Source organism: Cupriavidus campinensis (assembly GCF_905397395.1).
GTDB classification, from domain to species: Bacteria; Pseudomonadota; Gammaproteobacteria; order Burkholderiales; family Burkholderiaceae; genus Cupriavidus; species Cupriavidus campinensis.
Genome location: NZ_CAJPVH010000010.1, coordinates 1 through 15,200, shown reverse-complemented (window position 1 = coordinate 15,200; position 15,200 = coordinate 1). Strand labels below are relative to the sequence as shown.

The 15,200-nt window shown below is 67.0% G+C and carries 16 protein-coding genes; 1 reads left to right on the top strand and 15 read right to left on the bottom strand.

The annotated features are described in order from the left end of the window. Window positions 1-56: 56 nt before the first annotated feature. The 11 genes from KHO18_RS08640 to KHO18_RS08590 all read right to left on the bottom strand — a co-directional run bounded on the left by KHO18_RS08640 (window position 57) and on the right by KHO18_RS08590 (window position 11,021). The gene (locus KHO18_RS08640; RefSeq protein WP_144199246.1) at window positions 57-1,664 is read right to left on the bottom strand and encodes a carboxyl transferase domain-containing protein; all 1,608 of its coding nucleotides are present in this window, start codon (window positions 1,662-1,664) and stop codon (window positions 57-59) included. Window positions 1,665-1,708: 44 nt separating this feature from the next. Next, entirely contained in the window at window positions 1,709-2,140 is a 432-nt protein-coding gene (locus KHO18_RS08635; RefSeq protein WP_211943015.1) for a YchJ family metal-binding protein, read from the bottom strand. Further along, window positions 2,137-2,829, bottom strand: a complete 693-nt coding sequence (locus KHO18_RS08630) for an HAD family hydrolase (RefSeq protein ID WP_144199250.1) — start codon at window positions 2,827-2,829, stop codon at window positions 2,137-2,139. Before KHO18_RS08630 ends, KHO18_RS08635 begins: the two co-directional genes overlap by 4 nt. Continuing rightward, a complete protein-coding gene (locus tag KHO18_RS08625; RefSeq protein WP_144199252.1) occupies window positions 2,826-3,494 on the bottom strand; it encodes a 2-hydroxychromene-2-carboxylate isomerase in 669 nt (222 codons plus the stop codon). The genes KHO18_RS08630 and KHO18_RS08625 overlap by 4 nt, the downstream gene beginning before the upstream one ends. A gap of 120 nt (window positions 3,495-3,614) precedes the next feature. Beyond that, window positions 3,615-4,745 carry an acyl-CoA dehydrogenase family protein gene (locus tag KHO18_RS08620; protein ID WP_211943014.1) on the bottom strand — a complete coding sequence of 377 codons (1,131 nt, stop codon included), beginning with the start codon at window positions 4,743-4,745 and terminating at the stop codon, window positions 3,615-3,617. Between the two features lie 29 nt (window positions 4,746-4,774). Further along, window positions 4,775-5,455 carry an SDR family oxidoreductase gene (locus tag KHO18_RS08615; RefSeq protein WP_144199256.1) on the bottom strand — a complete coding sequence of 227 codons (681 nt, stop codon included), beginning with the start codon at window positions 5,453-5,455 and terminating at the stop codon, window positions 4,775-4,777. Window positions 5,456-5,493: 38 nt separating this feature from the next. Beyond that, window positions 5,494-6,690: an acetyl-CoA C-acetyltransferase gene (locus KHO18_RS08610; protein ID WP_144199258.1), complete on the bottom strand. Its 1,197-nt coding sequence runs from the start codon at window positions 6,688-6,690 to the stop codon at window positions 5,494-5,496. A gap of 38 nt (window positions 6,691-6,728) precedes the next feature. Then, window positions 6,729-7,400 (bottom strand): carbonate dehydratase, encoded by a 672-nt coding sequence (gene can / locus KHO18_RS08605; protein WP_144199260.1) that lies wholly within the window; start codon window positions 7,398-7,400, stop codon window positions 6,729-6,731. Continuing rightward, window positions 7,397-9,220, bottom strand: a complete 1,824-nt coding sequence (gene aceK, locus KHO18_RS08600) for a bifunctional isocitrate dehydrogenase kinase/phosphatase (protein ID WP_144199262.1) — start codon at window positions 9,218-9,220, stop codon at window positions 7,397-7,399. The genes can and aceK overlap by 4 nt, the downstream gene beginning before the upstream one ends. A 92-nt stretch (window positions 9,221-9,312) precedes the next feature. After that, complete coding sequence (locus KHO18_RS08595) at window positions 9,313-10,494, bottom strand: isovaleryl-CoA dehydrogenase (RefSeq protein WP_144199264.1); 1,182 nt, start codon at window positions 10,492-10,494, stop codon at window positions 9,313-9,315. Between the two features lie 101 nt (window positions 10,495-10,595). Beyond that, on the bottom strand, window positions 10,596-11,021 hold the full coding sequence (locus KHO18_RS08590; protein ID WP_211943013.1) for a MerR family transcriptional regulator: 426 nt from the start codon (window positions 11,019-11,021) through the stop codon (window positions 10,596-10,598). 193 nt (window positions 11,022-11,214) lie between these two features. On the opposite strand from KHO18_RS08590, the gene KHO18_RS08585 reads away from it, so the two are divergent. Beyond that, window positions 11,215-12,291 carry an MBL fold metallo-hydrolase gene (locus KHO18_RS08585; protein WP_211943012.1) on the top strand — a complete coding sequence of 359 codons (1,077 nt, stop codon included), beginning with the start codon at window positions 11,215-11,217 and terminating at the stop codon, window positions 12,289-12,291. 12 nt (window positions 12,292-12,303) lie between these two features. On the opposite strand, the gene KHO18_RS08580 is transcribed toward KHO18_RS08585, so the two are convergent. The 4 genes from KHO18_RS08580 to KHO18_RS08565 form a co-directional block, all read right to left on the bottom strand. Next, the gene (locus KHO18_RS08580) at window positions 12,304-13,137 is read right to left on the bottom strand and encodes a helical backbone metal receptor (RefSeq protein ID WP_144199268.1); all 834 of its coding nucleotides are present in this window, start codon (window positions 13,135-13,137) and stop codon (window positions 12,304-12,306) included. Next, the gene (locus KHO18_RS08575; protein ID WP_144199270.1) at window positions 13,137-13,949 is read right to left on the bottom strand and encodes an SDR family oxidoreductase; all 813 of its coding nucleotides are present in this window, start codon (window positions 13,947-13,949) and stop codon (window positions 13,137-13,139) included. The genes KHO18_RS08580 and KHO18_RS08575 overlap by 1 nt, the downstream gene beginning before the upstream one ends. A gap of 103 nt (window positions 13,950-14,052) precedes the next feature. Continuing rightward, window positions 14,053-14,691, bottom strand: a complete 639-nt coding sequence (locus KHO18_RS08570) for a thiol:disulfide interchange protein DsbA/DsbL (protein ID WP_144199272.1) — start codon at window positions 14,689-14,691, stop codon at window positions 14,053-14,055. Window positions 14,692-14,806: 115 nt separating this feature from the next. Further along, window positions 14,807-15,200 (bottom strand): SPOR domain-containing protein (locus KHO18_RS08565; RefSeq protein ID WP_211943011.1); only part of this gene is annotated, 394 nt, incomplete at its 5' end.

The following is a 15,200-nucleotide window of genomic DNA, read 5'->3' as shown; positions in this document are numbered from 1 at the left end:
AACCAGAAAAAATACGGTGAACGAAAGGTCGAAACGGCAACGGCGCAAGCGCGGGCCTACATCCGGAACACGCCGAACTTCATGTCGCCGATGGGCGCGTTGAGGCTGGCGGACAAGCCGAGGCCCAGCACGGTACGCGTCTGCGCCGGATCGATCACCCCATCGTCCCAGAGCCGCGCGCTGGCGTAGTACGGGTGGCCCTGATGCTCGTACTGGTCGCGGATGGGCTGCTTGAACGCTTCCTCCTCGTCCGCGCTCCACTTGCCGCCGCGCCCCTCGATGCCGTCGCGCCGCACCGTGGCCAGCACGCTGGCCGCCTGCTCGCCCCCCATCACCGAAATCCGCGCGTTCGGCCACATCCACAGGAAGCGCGGCGAGTAGGCGCGGCCGCACATGCCGTAGTTGCCGGCGCCGAACGAGCCGCCGATGATGACCGTGAACTTCGGCACCTGCGCCGTGGCCACGGCGGTCACCATCTTGGCGCCGTTGCGGGCGATGCCTTCGTTCTCGTATTTGCGGCCCACCATGAAGCCGGTGATGTTCTGCAGGAACACCAGCGGGATCTTGCGCTGGCAGCACAGCTCGATAAAGTGCGCGCCCTTGAGCGCCGACTCCGAAAACAGGATGCCGTTGTTGGCGATGATGCCCACCGGGTAGCCCCAGATCCGTGCGAAGCCGCAGACCAGCGTGGTGCCGTAGCGCGCCTTGAATTCGTCGAATTCCGAGCCATCGACGAGGCGGGCGATGACCTCGCGCACGTCGTAGGGCTTGCGCGTGTCGGTGGGGATCACGCCGTACAGTTCCTCGGTGGGATACAGCGGCGGCGCCGGCTCGTGCAGGCGGATCTGGTCCGGCTTGCGCCGGTTCAGGTGCTGGACGATGTTGCGCGCCAGGGACAGCGCGTGGTGGTCGTTCTGGGCGAAGTAGTCGGCCACGCCGGACAGCCGGGTGTGAACGTCCGCGCCGCCCAGGTCCTCGGCGCTGACTTCCTCGCCGGTGGCGGCCTTCACCAGCGGCGGGCCGCCCAGGAAGATCGTGCCCTGGTCCTTGACGATGATCGACTCGTCGCTCATCGCCGGCACGTAGGCGCCGCCGGCCGTGCAGGAACCCATCACCACGGCGATCTGCGGAATGCCCTTGGCGGACAGGTTGGCCTGGTTGTAGAAGATGCGGCCGAAGTGGTCGCGGTCCGGGAAGACATCGTCCTGATTGGGCAGGTTGGCGCCGCCCGAATCGACCAGATAGATGCACGGCAGGTTGTTCTCTTCGGCAATCTCCTGCGCGCGCACGTGCTTCTTGACCGTGATCGGGTAGTAGGTGCCGCCCTTGACCGTGGCGTCGTTGCAGACGATCACGCATTCCTGGCCGGCCACCCGGCCGATGCCGGTGATGATGCCGGCGCCCGGCGCGGCGTTGTCGTACATCTCGTACGCGGCCAGTTGCGACAGCTCCAGGAACGGCGTGCCCGGATCGAGCAGTTGCTGCACGCGGTCGCGCGGCAGCAGCTTGCCGCGCCCCAGGTGCTTGGCGCGGGCTTCCTCGCCGCCGCCTTCGGCCAGTTTGGCGATGCGGGCCTTGAGGTCCGCCACCAGTGCCTGCATGGCCTCGGCATTGGCCTTGAAGGCTTCCGAGCGTGCGTTCAGTTTGGTTTCCAGCGTGGGCATGTCTCGTCCTGTTCTTTGTCTCGTTCCCGCTTCCCTGCCAATCCCTACCCTTGGTCCTGCCCCAGCATCTCGCCATCGACATAGAGCCAGCGCGGCGTCTCCCCGGCCGCGCGCGGCTCGAACACGAAGCGGCTGCGCTCATGCAGCCGCCACGCGCGGCCGCCCACCTTGTAGCGGGCGACGAATTCGACGATGGCGTGGGTGTCGTCCTGCTGGGCGTGGGCCTTGACCGTCAGCCCGAGCCAGCGCGTCTCACGCTCCGGGGCCAGGTCGTCCGGGCAGGTGGTGGCGTGCCAGGTCTGGCGCAGCCAGTCCACCAGCCCCTTCACATAGGCGCTGTAGCGCGAGCGCATCAGCGCCTCGGCGTTGGGCGGCAGCGCCTCACCGCGATGAAAGCGCCCGCAGCACGCGGCGTAGTCGGCATGACCGCACGGGCAAGGCTCGGGACCGGCGCGCATGGGGCGGCTTCGGCTCATCCGATCAGCTCCGGCAACTGGCGCATGTCCGTGAAAATGGTGTGCGCGCCGGCCTGGCGCAGCTCACGGGCGTCGTTCAGCGCGGCGTAGCCGAGCACGGTCATGCCCGCCGCCACGCCGGCCGTCACGCCGGTGGGGCTGTCTTCCACCACCACACAGCGCGACGGATCGACATCCATCGTGCGCGCGGCCAGCAGGTAGACGTCCGGCGCCGGCTTGCTGCGATCGACTTCGGTGGAGGAGAAGATGTGCTCGCGCGCGTCCTGCTGGAACAGCTCGACCAGCCCGGTGCGCGTCAGTTGCAGCTTCACCTTGATACGGTCCGCGCCGGAGGCCACGCACACGGGCAGGCCGCGCGCGGTGATCGCCTCGATGGCCTCGCGCACGTGCGGCACGGCCACCACCTCGGCCTCCAGCACCTGGTTGCGGCGCGCGAGCCACGTCGACAGCCAGTTCTCGGGCAGCGGCTTGCCCAGCCGGCGCTCGATATTGCCCAGCTCGTCGCGCACGGCGCGGCCGAGGAACCAGCGCTTCGACTCCTCCAGCGAGATGGCGATGCCCAGCTCGTTGAGCATCTCGTTGAGCACGCGGTGGACGATGGGCTCGCTGTCGACGAGCACGCCGTCACAGTCGAAGATCACGCAATCGAAGGCGGAGGGCTGCACAGGGGCCTGGGTTGCTGCGGTCATGCGGGTTTCTTTTCCTTGGTGATGTCGTTGCCGCCGACGGCGCGCAGCGGGGTCTGTGCCGTCTGCCGCCGGCTCTTGAGGTGCTGCTCCACCTGCTCGAAGCGGTCGAAGCCCCAGAACGGCTCCCCGTCGATGATCACGAACGGCGAGCCGAACACGCCCTTGGCCATCGCCACCTCGATCTCGGCCTTGAGCTGGTCCTTGATCTGGTAGCTGGTGGCGCCCTCGTTCATGGCGATGGGGTCGACGCCCAGCGGCTCGGCCAGCTTGGCCAGCTCCGCCGGCTCGGCGATATTGAGGTCATCGACGAACAGCGCCCGGTACACCGCCTTGGCGAACGCCGTGGCCACATCGGCGCCATGGTGGTTCTGCAGCCACAGCACCGCGCGCGCGGCGTGCTGGGTGGGCAGCGGGAAGTGGGTCGGGCGCTTGTAGTCGATATGGTGGAATTCGGCGGTGCGCTCGAAGTCGCGCCAGCAGTATTCGCCCTTGAGCGGGATGCTCGGCAGCGGCGAGGAGCCCGTCGTCTTGAACACCACGCCCAGCAGGATCGGATGCCACGCCACGTAGCGGCCGTACTTCTGCGCGATCTCGTCGATGCGGGTGCTGGCGAAGTAGCCGTAGGGCGAGGAAAAATCGAAGTAGAAGTCGATCGGTGCGGTCATGGCGAAGGGGGCTCCAGGTCAGATTCGCTTGCGTTGGGGTCAGGAACTGCGACGGGGACTGCCTAATGGGAATGCCAATAGTACAAGTACGATTGCCGATAGTACGCTTCCCGCCCGCGCTCAGGCGAGCGCGCGGGCGATGAGGATCTTCTGGATGTCGCTCGTGCCTTCATAGATCTGGCACACGCGCACGTCCCGGTAGATGCGCTCGACCGGGAAATCGTTCACATAGCCGTAGCCGCCGAAGACCTGGATGGCGTCCGAGCAGACCGCCTCGGCCATCTCGCTGGCGAACAGCTTGGCCATGGCGGCTTCCTTCAGGCACGGCCGGCCGGCATCCTTGAGCGTCGCCGCGTGCCAGACCATCTGGCGCGCCACGTCGATGCGGGTAGCCATGTCGGCCAGCCGGAACTGCACGGCCTGGTGCTGGAACAGTGGCTGGCCGAAGCTTTCCCGCTCCTTGGCGTAGGCCAGCGCGGCGTCGAACGCGGCGCGGGCCATGCCGATGCTCTGCGAGGCGATGCCGATGCGCCCGCCTTCGAGCCCGGACAGCGCCATCTTGTAGCCGGCGCCCTCCTCGCCCAGCAGGTTCTCAGCCGGGATGCGGCAGTCCTCGAACACAATCTGGGCGGTATCGGACGAATGCTGGCCGAGCTTGTCCTCGATGCGCGCCACGACATAGCCGGGCGTGGACGTGGGCACCAGGAAGGCGCTGATGCCGCGCTTGCCGGCGCCCTTGTCGGTCACGGCCATGACGATGGCCACGTCGGCGTGCTTGCCGCTGGTGATGAACTGCTTCACGCCGTTGAGCACGTAGTGGTCGCCATCGCGCCGGGCGGTGGTGCGCAGCGCGGCGGCGTCCGAGCCGACGTGCGGCTCGGTCAGGCAGAACGCGCCCAGCATCTCGCCGCGCGCCAGCGGCGCCAGCCACTGCTGCTTCTGCGCGTCGTTGGCGAAGGCCATCAGCATGCTGCACACCGGGCAGTTGTTCACGCTGATGACGGTGGAGGTGCCGCCGTCCCCGGCGGCAATTTCCTCGAGGATCAGCGCCAGCGACAGGTAGTCGAGCCCCGCCCCGCCCAGCTCTTCCGGCACGGCCACGCCATAGCAGCCCAGCGCGGCCAGTTCCTTGTGCACGGCCTTCGGAAAGGTCTTGTCGCGGTCCCACTGCGCCGCCTGCGGGGCGATGACGTCCTGCGCGAACTGCCGCACGGCATCGCGGATCATTTCCTGTTCGGGAGTCAGCAGCATGGTGTCCGGTGTCCTTTGTCTCCCTCCCCTTACCAGGGGAGCGGGGTGCCGTCGTAGTTGTGGAAGCTGCCGTTGTCGCGCTGGGTCAGGCCGGCCAGCGTGCGGCGCAGGCTGGTGACGCTCTGCTGCGGCGTGAGGTCGGCCTTGGGGCCGCCCATGTCGGTCTGCACCCAGCCGGGGTGCAGCGCCACGCAGATGGCATGGCGTGCGTCCAGCGAGACGGCCTTCAGGGCGGCGTTGGCGCCGGCCTTGCTGACGCGGTAGAGCCAGCTACGGTTGCTGTCCATCGTGCCGATGCTGCCCATGCGCGACGACAGCACGGCCAGCACGCCGCCGCGCCCGTGGTTGCCGGTCTCGACGAACGGCAGGATCAGCGGCAGGGCCATCATCGGCCCGAGCACGTTGGTGTGCATCACGCCGTCGAAGTCTTCCCGTACGACCGGTTGCGCACCTTCGCTGCGCGGACCGATCACGCCGGCGTTGTAGATGGCCACGTCGAACGACTCGCCATCGAGCTTCCAGCCCAGCCCGGCCAGCGCGCCGGCGTCGGTCAGGTCCAGCTGGTGGGCCTCGGCGCCGAGCGCCTTGAGCGCCGCCACGCCCTCATCGCTGCGCGCGGCGGCGATGACGCGCCAGCCGTCGGCACGGTACTGGCGGACAAACTCGAGACCGAGACCGCGCGAGGCGCCAAGGACGAGGGCTGTGGGCATGGGAGAACTCCTGTGGTTGTCGTGGGGATGGGCGGAAATCAGACGATTTCGATGCCGACCGCCGTGGCCTCGCCGCCGCCGATGCAGAGGCTGGCCACGCCGCGCTTGCCGCCGGTCTTGCGCAGGGCGCCGATCAGCGTGGTCATGATGCGCGCGCCCGAGGCGCCAATCGGATGGCCCAGCGCGCACGCGCCGCCGTGAATGTTGACCTTGTCGCGCGGAATCTTGAGGTCATGCATGGCCGCCATCGGCACCACGGCGAAGGCCTCGTTGATCTCGAACAGGTCCACACTGTCGGTGGTCCAGTCCAGCTTGCGGTAGAGCTTGGCGATGGCGTCCACCGGCGCCGTGGTGAACCAGCCCGGCGCCTGTGCGTGCGAGGTATGGCCGAGCATGCGCGCCAGCGGCTGCAGGCCGAGCGACTTCGCCGTCGATGCGCGCATCATCACCAGCGCGGCGGCGCCGTCGTTGATCGATGAGGACGAGGCCGCCGTGATCGTGCCGTCCTTGGCGAACGCCGGCTTCAGCGACGGGATCTTGTCCACCTTGATGCGGCGCGGGCCTTCGTCGGTGTCGATCACCGTGTCGCCCGCCTTGCCGGACACCGTCACCGGGGTGATTTCCCAGCGGAAGGCGCCGCTCTCGGTGGCCTGCTGGGCGCGGCGCACGGACTCCATCGCGAATTCGTCCTGCTGCGCGCGGGTGAAGGCGTACTTGGCGGCACAGTCTTCGCCGAAGGTGCCCATCGCGCGGCCCCCGCCTTTTTCGTCACGAGAGTAGGCGTCTTCCAGGCCGTCCAGCATCATGTGGTCGTAGATCATGCCGTGACCGATGCGGTAGCCGCCGCGCCCCTTCGGAATCAGGTACGGCGCGTTGGTCATGCTTTCCATGCCGCCCGCGATGGCGATCTCGAACGAACCGGCCAGCAGGCCGTCGAAGACCGTCATCGCCGCGCGCATGCCCGACCCGCACATCTTGTTGACCGTGGTGCAGGCCACGTCCAGCGGCAGCCCGGCGCCGAGCGCCGCCTGGCGCGCGGGCGCCTGCCCCTGGCCGGCCGGCAGCACGCAGCCGAATACCACTTCCTGCACCTGCTCCGGCTTCAGGCCGGCGCGCTCCACGGCGGCGCGGATGGCCGCGGCGCCAAGTTGCGGCGCCGTCAGGCTGCTCAACTCGCTCTGGAACGCGCCCATGGGCGTGCGGGCGGCGGATACGATGACGATCGGGTCTTGCATGGTTGTCTCCTGAATACCGGTTCGTACTGTCTTGAAAATCAGCGGATCGAGGCCTGCGGGGGGTCGCCGTACTGGCGATAGGCCGCGGCCAGTTGTTCTTGCAGTTCCTCGTTGTTGCTGGCGGCCATGCCGAGGTCGCGCAGCAGGCCATCGGACACGCCGTAGACCCAGCCATGCACCGTCACGGCCTGGCCACGGTCCCAGGCGTCCTGGAGCACCGTGGTCTGGCAGACGTTGTTGACCTGCTCGATCACGTTCAGCTCGCACAGCCGCGTGTGGGCATCATCCTCGCGCAGCACCGTGCCGAGGTAGGCCGCGTGCTTGTCCGCCACGTCCTGCACGTGGCGCAGCCAGTTGTCGGCCAGGCCCACGCGCTCGCGCTTGAGCGCCACCTTCACGCCGCCGCAGCCGTAGTGGCCCACCACGGTGATGTGGCGCACCTTGAGCACCTCCACGGCGAACTGGAGCACGGACAGCGCGTTCAGGTCGCTGTGCGAGATCACATTGGCGATATTGCGATGGACAAACACCTCGCCCGGCGCCAGTCCGAGGATCTGGTTGGCCGGCACGCGCGAATCGGAACAGCCGATCCACAGGTACTCGGGCGCCTGCTGGTTGGCCAGGCGCGTGAAGAAGGTGGGGTCTTCCGCGTTGACGCGGTCCACCCAGTCGCGGTTGTTCTTGAACAGTTGCGCGATGGCGTCAGTCATGCCGCCCTCCTTGGATAATCTGCGTGGTGGTCGTCGGCGCCGGGGCCGTAGCGGTGGATGAAGCGGTCTTTACTCTGATAGGCAAAAAAGTCATGGACGTGTCCGGCCATCAGCCGGTCCTTATGGTGCTGCCACATGGCAGCATCGAAGAAATCCTCGTGGTGCCGCAGGAAGGCGGCGCGCACGCGTGGGTCGCCGAGCAGGAACGTGCGGAACGTTTCCGGAAAGATGTCGTGCGGACGTACGGTGTACCACACCTCGCCCGACATTTCCTCTTCCTCGTTGCGCGGCTCGGGCACGCGGCGGATGTTGCAATCGGTCAGGTACTCGATCTCGTCATAGTCGTAGAACACCACGCGCCCGTGGCGCGTGACGCCGAAGTTCTTGTAGAGCATGTCCCCCGGGAAGATATTGGCGGCAATCAGTTCCTTGACCGCGTTGCCGTACTCGACGATGCCGTGCTCGACCTGCTCGTCGGTACCCTCCTGGAGCCAGAGGTTGAGCGGCGTCATGCGGCGCTCGATATAGACGTGCCGCACCACGATCTCCTGCCCGCCGTCGCGGCCGCGCTGGTACTCGATCATCGACGGCGCGTGGGCTTCCAGCTCGCGCACCAGCGATTCGTCGAAGCGCGACAGCGGGAAGGCCACGTCCGAATACTCCAGCGTATCGGCCATGCGCCCCACCCGGTCGTGCTGCTTCACGAGCTGGTATTTCGACTCCACCAGCGCGCGCGTGGTTTCCTTCGGCGGGGCGAAGACATCACGGATGACCTTGAACACGTAGGGGAACGACGGCAGCGTGAACACCAGCATCACCAGCCCCCGGATGCCGGGCGCGACCACGAACTTGTCCGACGAATGCTGCAGATGGTGGAGGAAGTCGCGGTAGAACAGGTTCTTGCCCTGCTTCTGCAAGCCCAGCGCGGTGTAGATCTCCCCGCGCGGCTTGCGCGGCAGGATGTCGCGCAGGAAGGTCACGTAGGCCGACGGGATCTCCATGTCGACCATGAAATAGGCATGCGAGAACGAGAACAGGATCAGCAGCTGTTCCGGACGCAGCAGCACGGTGTCCAGCACGAGCTGGCCGGTCGGGCCGTGGATGATCGGGATCGCCAGCGGGTAGGTCTGGTCGCCGTTCAGCACCCGGCCGACGATCACGGCGGCCTTGTTGCGGAAGAACAGCGACGATAGCGCGTGTATCTGGAAGTTCGGCGCAATCCGCGCCTCGCCCAGGTGTTCGGTGAAGGCGCGCACCACGTAGCCGATATCCCGCGCCAGGTCCTCGAACGGCCGCTCCAGCTGGTAGTTGTGCACCATCCGCTCGAAACAGGCGGCCATGCCTTCGCGGCTGCCCGGGTAGTAGGCGCGGTAGGTGGGGCGCGTCGGCGATTCCTCGTTCTCGATGTATTCGGTCGAGATGGCGGGCCGCACGAAGATGAAATCGTTGTTGAAGTACGAGCGGTGCAGGATCCGCGTGCAGACCGAGTTGAAGAAGGTCTCGGCCAGCTCGGGCTGGTGGTGCTTGGTCAGCAGGCCGATGTAGTGCAGCTTGACCTGCTGCCAGATGCCGTCCTCGATCCGCGCGGCGTCATACTCGTCCTCAAGGACCACCGTGGTCTCGCGCACGCGCTCGTTATAGAACGCGATGCGGTCACGCTGGAGCTGCTGCAGCCCGTGCCAATCCCCTGCCTCGAAGCGCAGCTTGGCCGCGTGGCTGACCTCGCGGAACAGCCGGTAGTGCTTGTCGAAGCCGTCCAGCATGGTCCGCGCCACATCGTAGGCAATCTGCGACGAGAGCAGCTTGGGGAAGTGCGACATGGTCGAGGGCGGCGGCTGCGGTGCGGTAAGGAGTCAGGGAATTGTAAAGGGGTTCGTCAGGACCGGTTGAGCGATGCTTAGATCACATTCGATCACATCGTCTCGGCAAACAGCTCCCGGCCGATCAGCATCCGGCGGATCTCCGACGTGCCCGCGCCAATCTCGTACAGCTTGGCATCGCGCCACAGCCGGCCGGTGGGGTAGTCGTTGATATAGCCGTTGCCGCCCAGGATCTGCACCGACTCCCCAGCCATCCACGTGGCCTTTTCCGCCGTGTAGAGAATCACCGCGGCGCAGTCCTTGCGGACCTGGCGCACATGCCCGCTGCCCAGCGAATCCAGGTTCTTGCCTACGGTATACAAATAGCTGCGCGCGGCCTGGAGCGTGGTGTACATGTCCGCCACCTTGCCCTGGATCAGCTGGAACTCGCCGATGCTCTGACCGAACTGCTTGCGGTCGTGGATGTACGGTGTCACCACGTCCATGCACGCCTGCATGATGCCGACCGGGCCGCCGGACAGCACGGCGCGCTCGTAGTCGAGCCCGCTCATCAGCACCTTGGCGCCGCCGTTCTCGGCGCCGAGGATGTTCTCCACCGGCACCTCCACGTTCTCGAACACCAGTTCGCCCGTGTGGGAGCCGCGCATGCCCAGCTTGTCCAGCTTCTGCGCCACCGAGAAGCCCTTCATGCCTTTCTCGACGATAAACGCCGTCATGCCGCGCGCGCCGAGGTCCGGCTCGGTCTTGGCGTAGACCACCAGCACGTCGCAGTCCGGCCCGTTGGTGATCCACATCTTGGTGCCGTTCAGGACATAGCGGTCGCCCTTGAAGTCAGCGCGCAGCTTCATGCTGACCACGTCCGACCCCGCGTTCGGCTCGCTCATCGCCAGCGCGCCGATCCAGTCCCCCGACACCAGCTTGGGCAGGTATTTCGCCTTCTGGGCGGCCGAGCCATTGCGGTGGATCTGGTTCACGCACAGATTCGAGTGCGCGCCGTAGGACAGCCCGACCGACGCCGACGCGCGGCTGATCTCCTCCATCGCGATCATATGGGCGAGGTAGCCCATGTTCGCGCCGCCGTACTCCTCGGCCACGGTGATGCCCAGCACGCCGAGGTCGCCCATCTTCTTCCAGGCATCCATCGGGAACTGGTCCGACCGGTCGATCTCGGCCGCGCGCGGCGCCAGTTCGGCCTGCGCCCAGCTGCGCACGGAGGCGCGCAGCATCTCGATGTCCTCGCCCAGATCGAATCTCAGGCCTGGCAGTTCGGTCATGTCGGTCTCCTGTCTGTTCGTGTCGGTGTTGTGGGGCGTATTTTATTGACGTTTACGTAAACGTCAATTCCATCCGAAGGCGGATGGCTAAAAGTGCGGCATCAGGCGGTTCTGGTCTTCGGGGCCTCACCATGTGCCGCCAGCAGCGTCCGGCAATGGCGCTCGTGCTGGTCGATCTCCGCAAGCTGGGCCTGGAGGTCTTCCATCTGGCGCTCCAGGACTTCCCGGTGTTGCGACAGTGCGCCCAGAAAGCGCTCCAACTGCGGTGCGGTATCGCGTGGCGACTCGTAGAGATCCAGAATTTCGCGGATCTCGTTGAGAGTAAGCCCTAACCTTTTACCGCGCAGCGTGAGCTTGAGGCGGGTGCGCTCGCGTCCGTTATAGACGCGCTTGCGCCCGCCCGGGCCCTCGCGGTCAGGCGAGAGCAGGCCCTGATCCTCGTAGAACCGGATCGCGCGCGGGGTGACGTCGAACTCGCGCGCGAGGTCGGTAATGGTGTAGGTGGCGGGGGATGGCTGTGCCGGCATGATGCGCCCAGGAAAGTGAACGGTCGTTCGTTGCGCGGTCAAGTTTTGGTCTAAGATGACGAGCAGGCCGCGACGATTGACGTTAACGTTAGCGTCAAGTGCCGCCGCTGACAATGACTGGACAACATGCCCCCATAGAGCGCCCGGTGCCCCGCTGCACCCGAAGGCGCCGGATTCGACCGAGACACGCCCCATGAACGCACTCGAAAGCCAGCTCCAATACCCGTTTGACGAGACCATGCCGGCGCCCGGCACGCGCCAGGAAGTGGCGCCCGGCGTCTTCTGGCTGCGCATGCCGCTGCCCTTCGCGCTCGACCACATCAACCTGTGGCTCCTGCGCGACCGCCTGGACGGGCGGGACGGCTGGACCATCATCGACTGCGGCATCACCAACGACATCATCAAGGGGCACTGGGAGACCATCTTCGCCAACGAGCTGGACGGCCTGCCCGTGCTGCGCGTGCTGGTGACCCATTGCCACCCGGACCACGTGGGGCTGGCGCACTGGCTCTGCAAGCACTGGGATGTGCGGCTGTGGATGAGCCTGGGCGACTACATGACCGCGCGCGTGATGTCGGGCGGCAGCGGCGTCGGCTCGAACGCCGGCGGCGACTTCGCGGCGAGCCACTTCGCCCGCCACGGCCTGACGGACCCGGACAACCTGGAAAAGCTGCGCGCCCGCAAGGCCTACTATCCGTCGATGGTGCCCGAGGTGCCCACACAGTACCGCCGCCTGATGGACGAGGACACCGTGGACATCGGCGCCGATCCGGCCACGGCCGGCTGGCGCGTGATCTCCGGCTTCGGCCACGCCCCGGAGCACGTGGCGCTCTACAACGCCGCCAACAACGTGCTGATCTCGGGCGACATGGTGCTGCCGCGCATCTCGACCAACGTCAGCGTGTTCGACATGGAGCCGGAGGCCAATCCGCTCCAGCTCTACCTCGACTCATTGGACAAGTACGAAGACCTGCCCGCCGACGTGCTGATCCTGCCGTCGCACGGCCGCCCGTTCCGCAACCTGCACACCCGCATCCGCCAGTTGCAGGAGCACCATGTGGACCGCCTGGCCGAGACGCTGGCCGCCTGTGCCGAGAAGCCGTGCCATGCGCACGACATCGTTGGCGTGATCTTCCGGCGCCAGTTCGACATCCACCAGCTGACCTTCGCGATGGGCGAGGCGCTGGCGCACCTGCACGCGCTCTGGCATCGCGGCCAGCTTGTGCGCGAATGCGGCGACGACGGCATCGTCCGCTTCCGGGCGGCCTGACGCCCAAACGTCTCAGAATGACTCGGCGAGGGTCCTGAGGTAGCGCACGCCGGCCACGGCGCGGCTGCCGTACCAGGACAGCATCTCGCCATCCACCAGCATCACCGGCCTGCCGATCTGGCGCTCGAGCGCATCGGCATGGTCCTCGGTGAAGCGGTACGGCTCGGTCGACAGCAGCACGGCGTCCAGCTCGCGCACCAGCGCGTCGCTCCAGCGAAAGGTGGGATAGCGCTCGCCGGGCGCGTTCGGCCGGCTGCAATCCCCATCGACGCAGGCCGCGAGGTCCGCGCCGTCATCGGGCCAGGTGGCCCAGTTCACCAGCGCGAGCATCCGGCTGATATAGGTGGCGCGCGATACCGTCATCCACGGGTCCTGCCAGATCGCGTACAGCACGGTGCGCGCGGGCCAACGCCGGGCGCGGATCGCCTCGAGTTCGGCCTGGAGCGCCTGCGCCAGCCCCTCCGCCTGTTGCACTTTGTTGAAAATGCCGCCCAGCAGCCGGTACAGCGCGAAGTTGTCCTCGGGCGCGCACGGGTGGGTCACGATCACGTGCGGCACGAAGGTGCGGATCTCGTCCACGGTTTCGCGCCGGTTCTCGTCGATATTGACCACCACGTGGGTCGGCGCCAGCGCCCGCAGCTTGTCCAGCTTGACGTCCTTGGTCCCGCCGACCTTCTCCACCGCCCGCACCGCCGGCTCGGGATGGATGCAGAAGCCGGTGCGGGCCACCATGCGGTCAGCCAGGCCGAGATCGAACAGCAACTCGGTCACGGACGGCACCAGCGAGGCGATGCGGACCTCGCCACTGGCCGGGCCGTGGGCCTGCCCGAGGGCGTCGGCCCACATCAGGCGTCTCCCCTGCCGGCGCGGTCCGCCTTGCGTGGCTTGCGCGGCGCGCGGGCGAACAGCTTGTCATAGAGCCACATTGGCATCACGTGCAGGATCGACGCCACCACCCCCATCTGCCACGGAATCACCTTGTAGCGCGTGCCGGCGGCAATCCGGCGGATGGCCTTGCGCGCGAAGACATCGGCATCCATCAGGAACGGCATGCGGTACGGGTTGTGCGCCGTCATCGGCGTACGGATATAGCCTGGGGCGATGGTCACCACGCGGATGCGGTGCCGCGCCTGCTCCAGCCGCAGGCTTTCCAGCAGCTTGACCACGGCAGACTTCGAGGCGCTGTAGGCCCCGCCGCCAGGCAGCCCCCGCACGCCGGCCACGCTGGCGATGCCCACCAGCGTGCCGCGCCAGCCGCCGGCGCCGGGCGCGCGCTCGCGCATCGGGTGCAGGAAGGGCTGGAAGGTGGTCAGGGTGCCGAACCAGTTGGTGTCCATGACCAGCCGGAAGTCGTCCAGATCCTCGCGCTCGCTGGCCACGGTGCCCACGGAGATCCCCGCGTTGGCGATCACCACGTCGGGGCAGCCGAAATGGACAAGAAAGTCGGTGGCGGCGGCGTGCATGGCATCCGCATCGCGCACATCGGCCGCATAGATGCGTACCGCGTTGGGGTTGGGCAGGGAGGCGGCGAAGTCACGCAGGGCGGCCTCACGCCGGCCCACCAGCCCGAGCACGGCGCCCTGCGCCGCGTAGGCGCGTGCGAGCGCCTGGCCAATGCCGCTCGATGCGCCGGTAAGGAAGACTTTCAGGGGTCGCATCGGATCAATATAGTGAATACGGAGGGATGGAACGGCCCGGGCCATGCAAAACGGCCCGGCACGCGTCTCGCGCACCGGGCCGTCTGGGGTCATGCCGCGCGGATCAGAGCTTCTTCGCGCGCACGCCGGTAACCAGGGTATCCAGGGCCTGGATGGCAGCCGGCTTGGTCCCGGCGATGCTCGGCGAAGTCTCGTACTTGCCCTGCACCACCACGGTCGGCACACCCTCGATCTTGTACGAATCGGCGATCTTGTTGGCGCGCTGGGCGTTCGTGGTCACCGTGAACGAGTTGTAGGTATCGAGCCACTGCTTGCGGTCGATGCCGTTCTTGGCCATGAAATCGGCGATCTCGTCGGTGCTCAGCATGCGCTTGCGGTCCTTGTGGATCGCCTCGAACACCTTGCCGTGCAGCGCGTCCAGCTTGCCCAGCGACTCCAGCGCATAGAAGATCTTGGTGTGCGGCAGCAGGTCGTCGCGGAAGGCCACCGGCACGCGCTTGAACACCACGTCCTTGCCCTGCTTGCCGGCCCAGGCTTCCAGCTCCGGCTCGAAGTCGTAGCAGTGCGGGCAGCCGTACCAGAAGAACTCGGTCACTTCGATCTTGCCCGCCGGCACCGGCTGGGGCGACTTCAGCACCGTGTAGTCCTTGCCCTCGGCCGGTGCGGCCATGGCTGCGGGCGCAGTCATCAGCAGACCGCCCACGGCGGCGACAGTGGCGAGGAAAGCGGCGATTTTCTTCATCTTCGAAGGGCCTTCTGATAGGTCAGAGAGATCAGGGGGATGGCCCGCACGCGGCGAGCCGACCGTTAAGACAAGTGCGGCGGCGCCCGGTTCCTCCGCGGCGCCGCCCGCCATGTTACTGCTTTGTAAAGCGGATCACCGAAGCTTCGAAACCGTTCGATTGCAGGCGGTCGCGCGCCCGGTTCATGTCCTCGATACGGTTGAACGGCCCCAGACGAACGCGGTACATCTTCACCCCGTTGACATCGCGCTCGGTCACCTTGGCCTCGAAGCCCTGCATGGCCAGATTGGCCTTCTGGCGGTCCGCGTCGTCCTGCGAGCGGAAGGCGCCCACCTGGAGCAGGTAACCCACCTTGTTGGCGTCAGCCTGGGCGATCTCGGCGATTGGGTCGGCCACCGGCTTCTCGGCCGGGCGCGTGGCGGGCTTTTCGGCCGGACGCGAGGCGTCGGCCGGCTTGGCGGCGCCATTGGAGGCGGCGGGCTGGTCGGCCGGGCGCGTCGTCGCCACC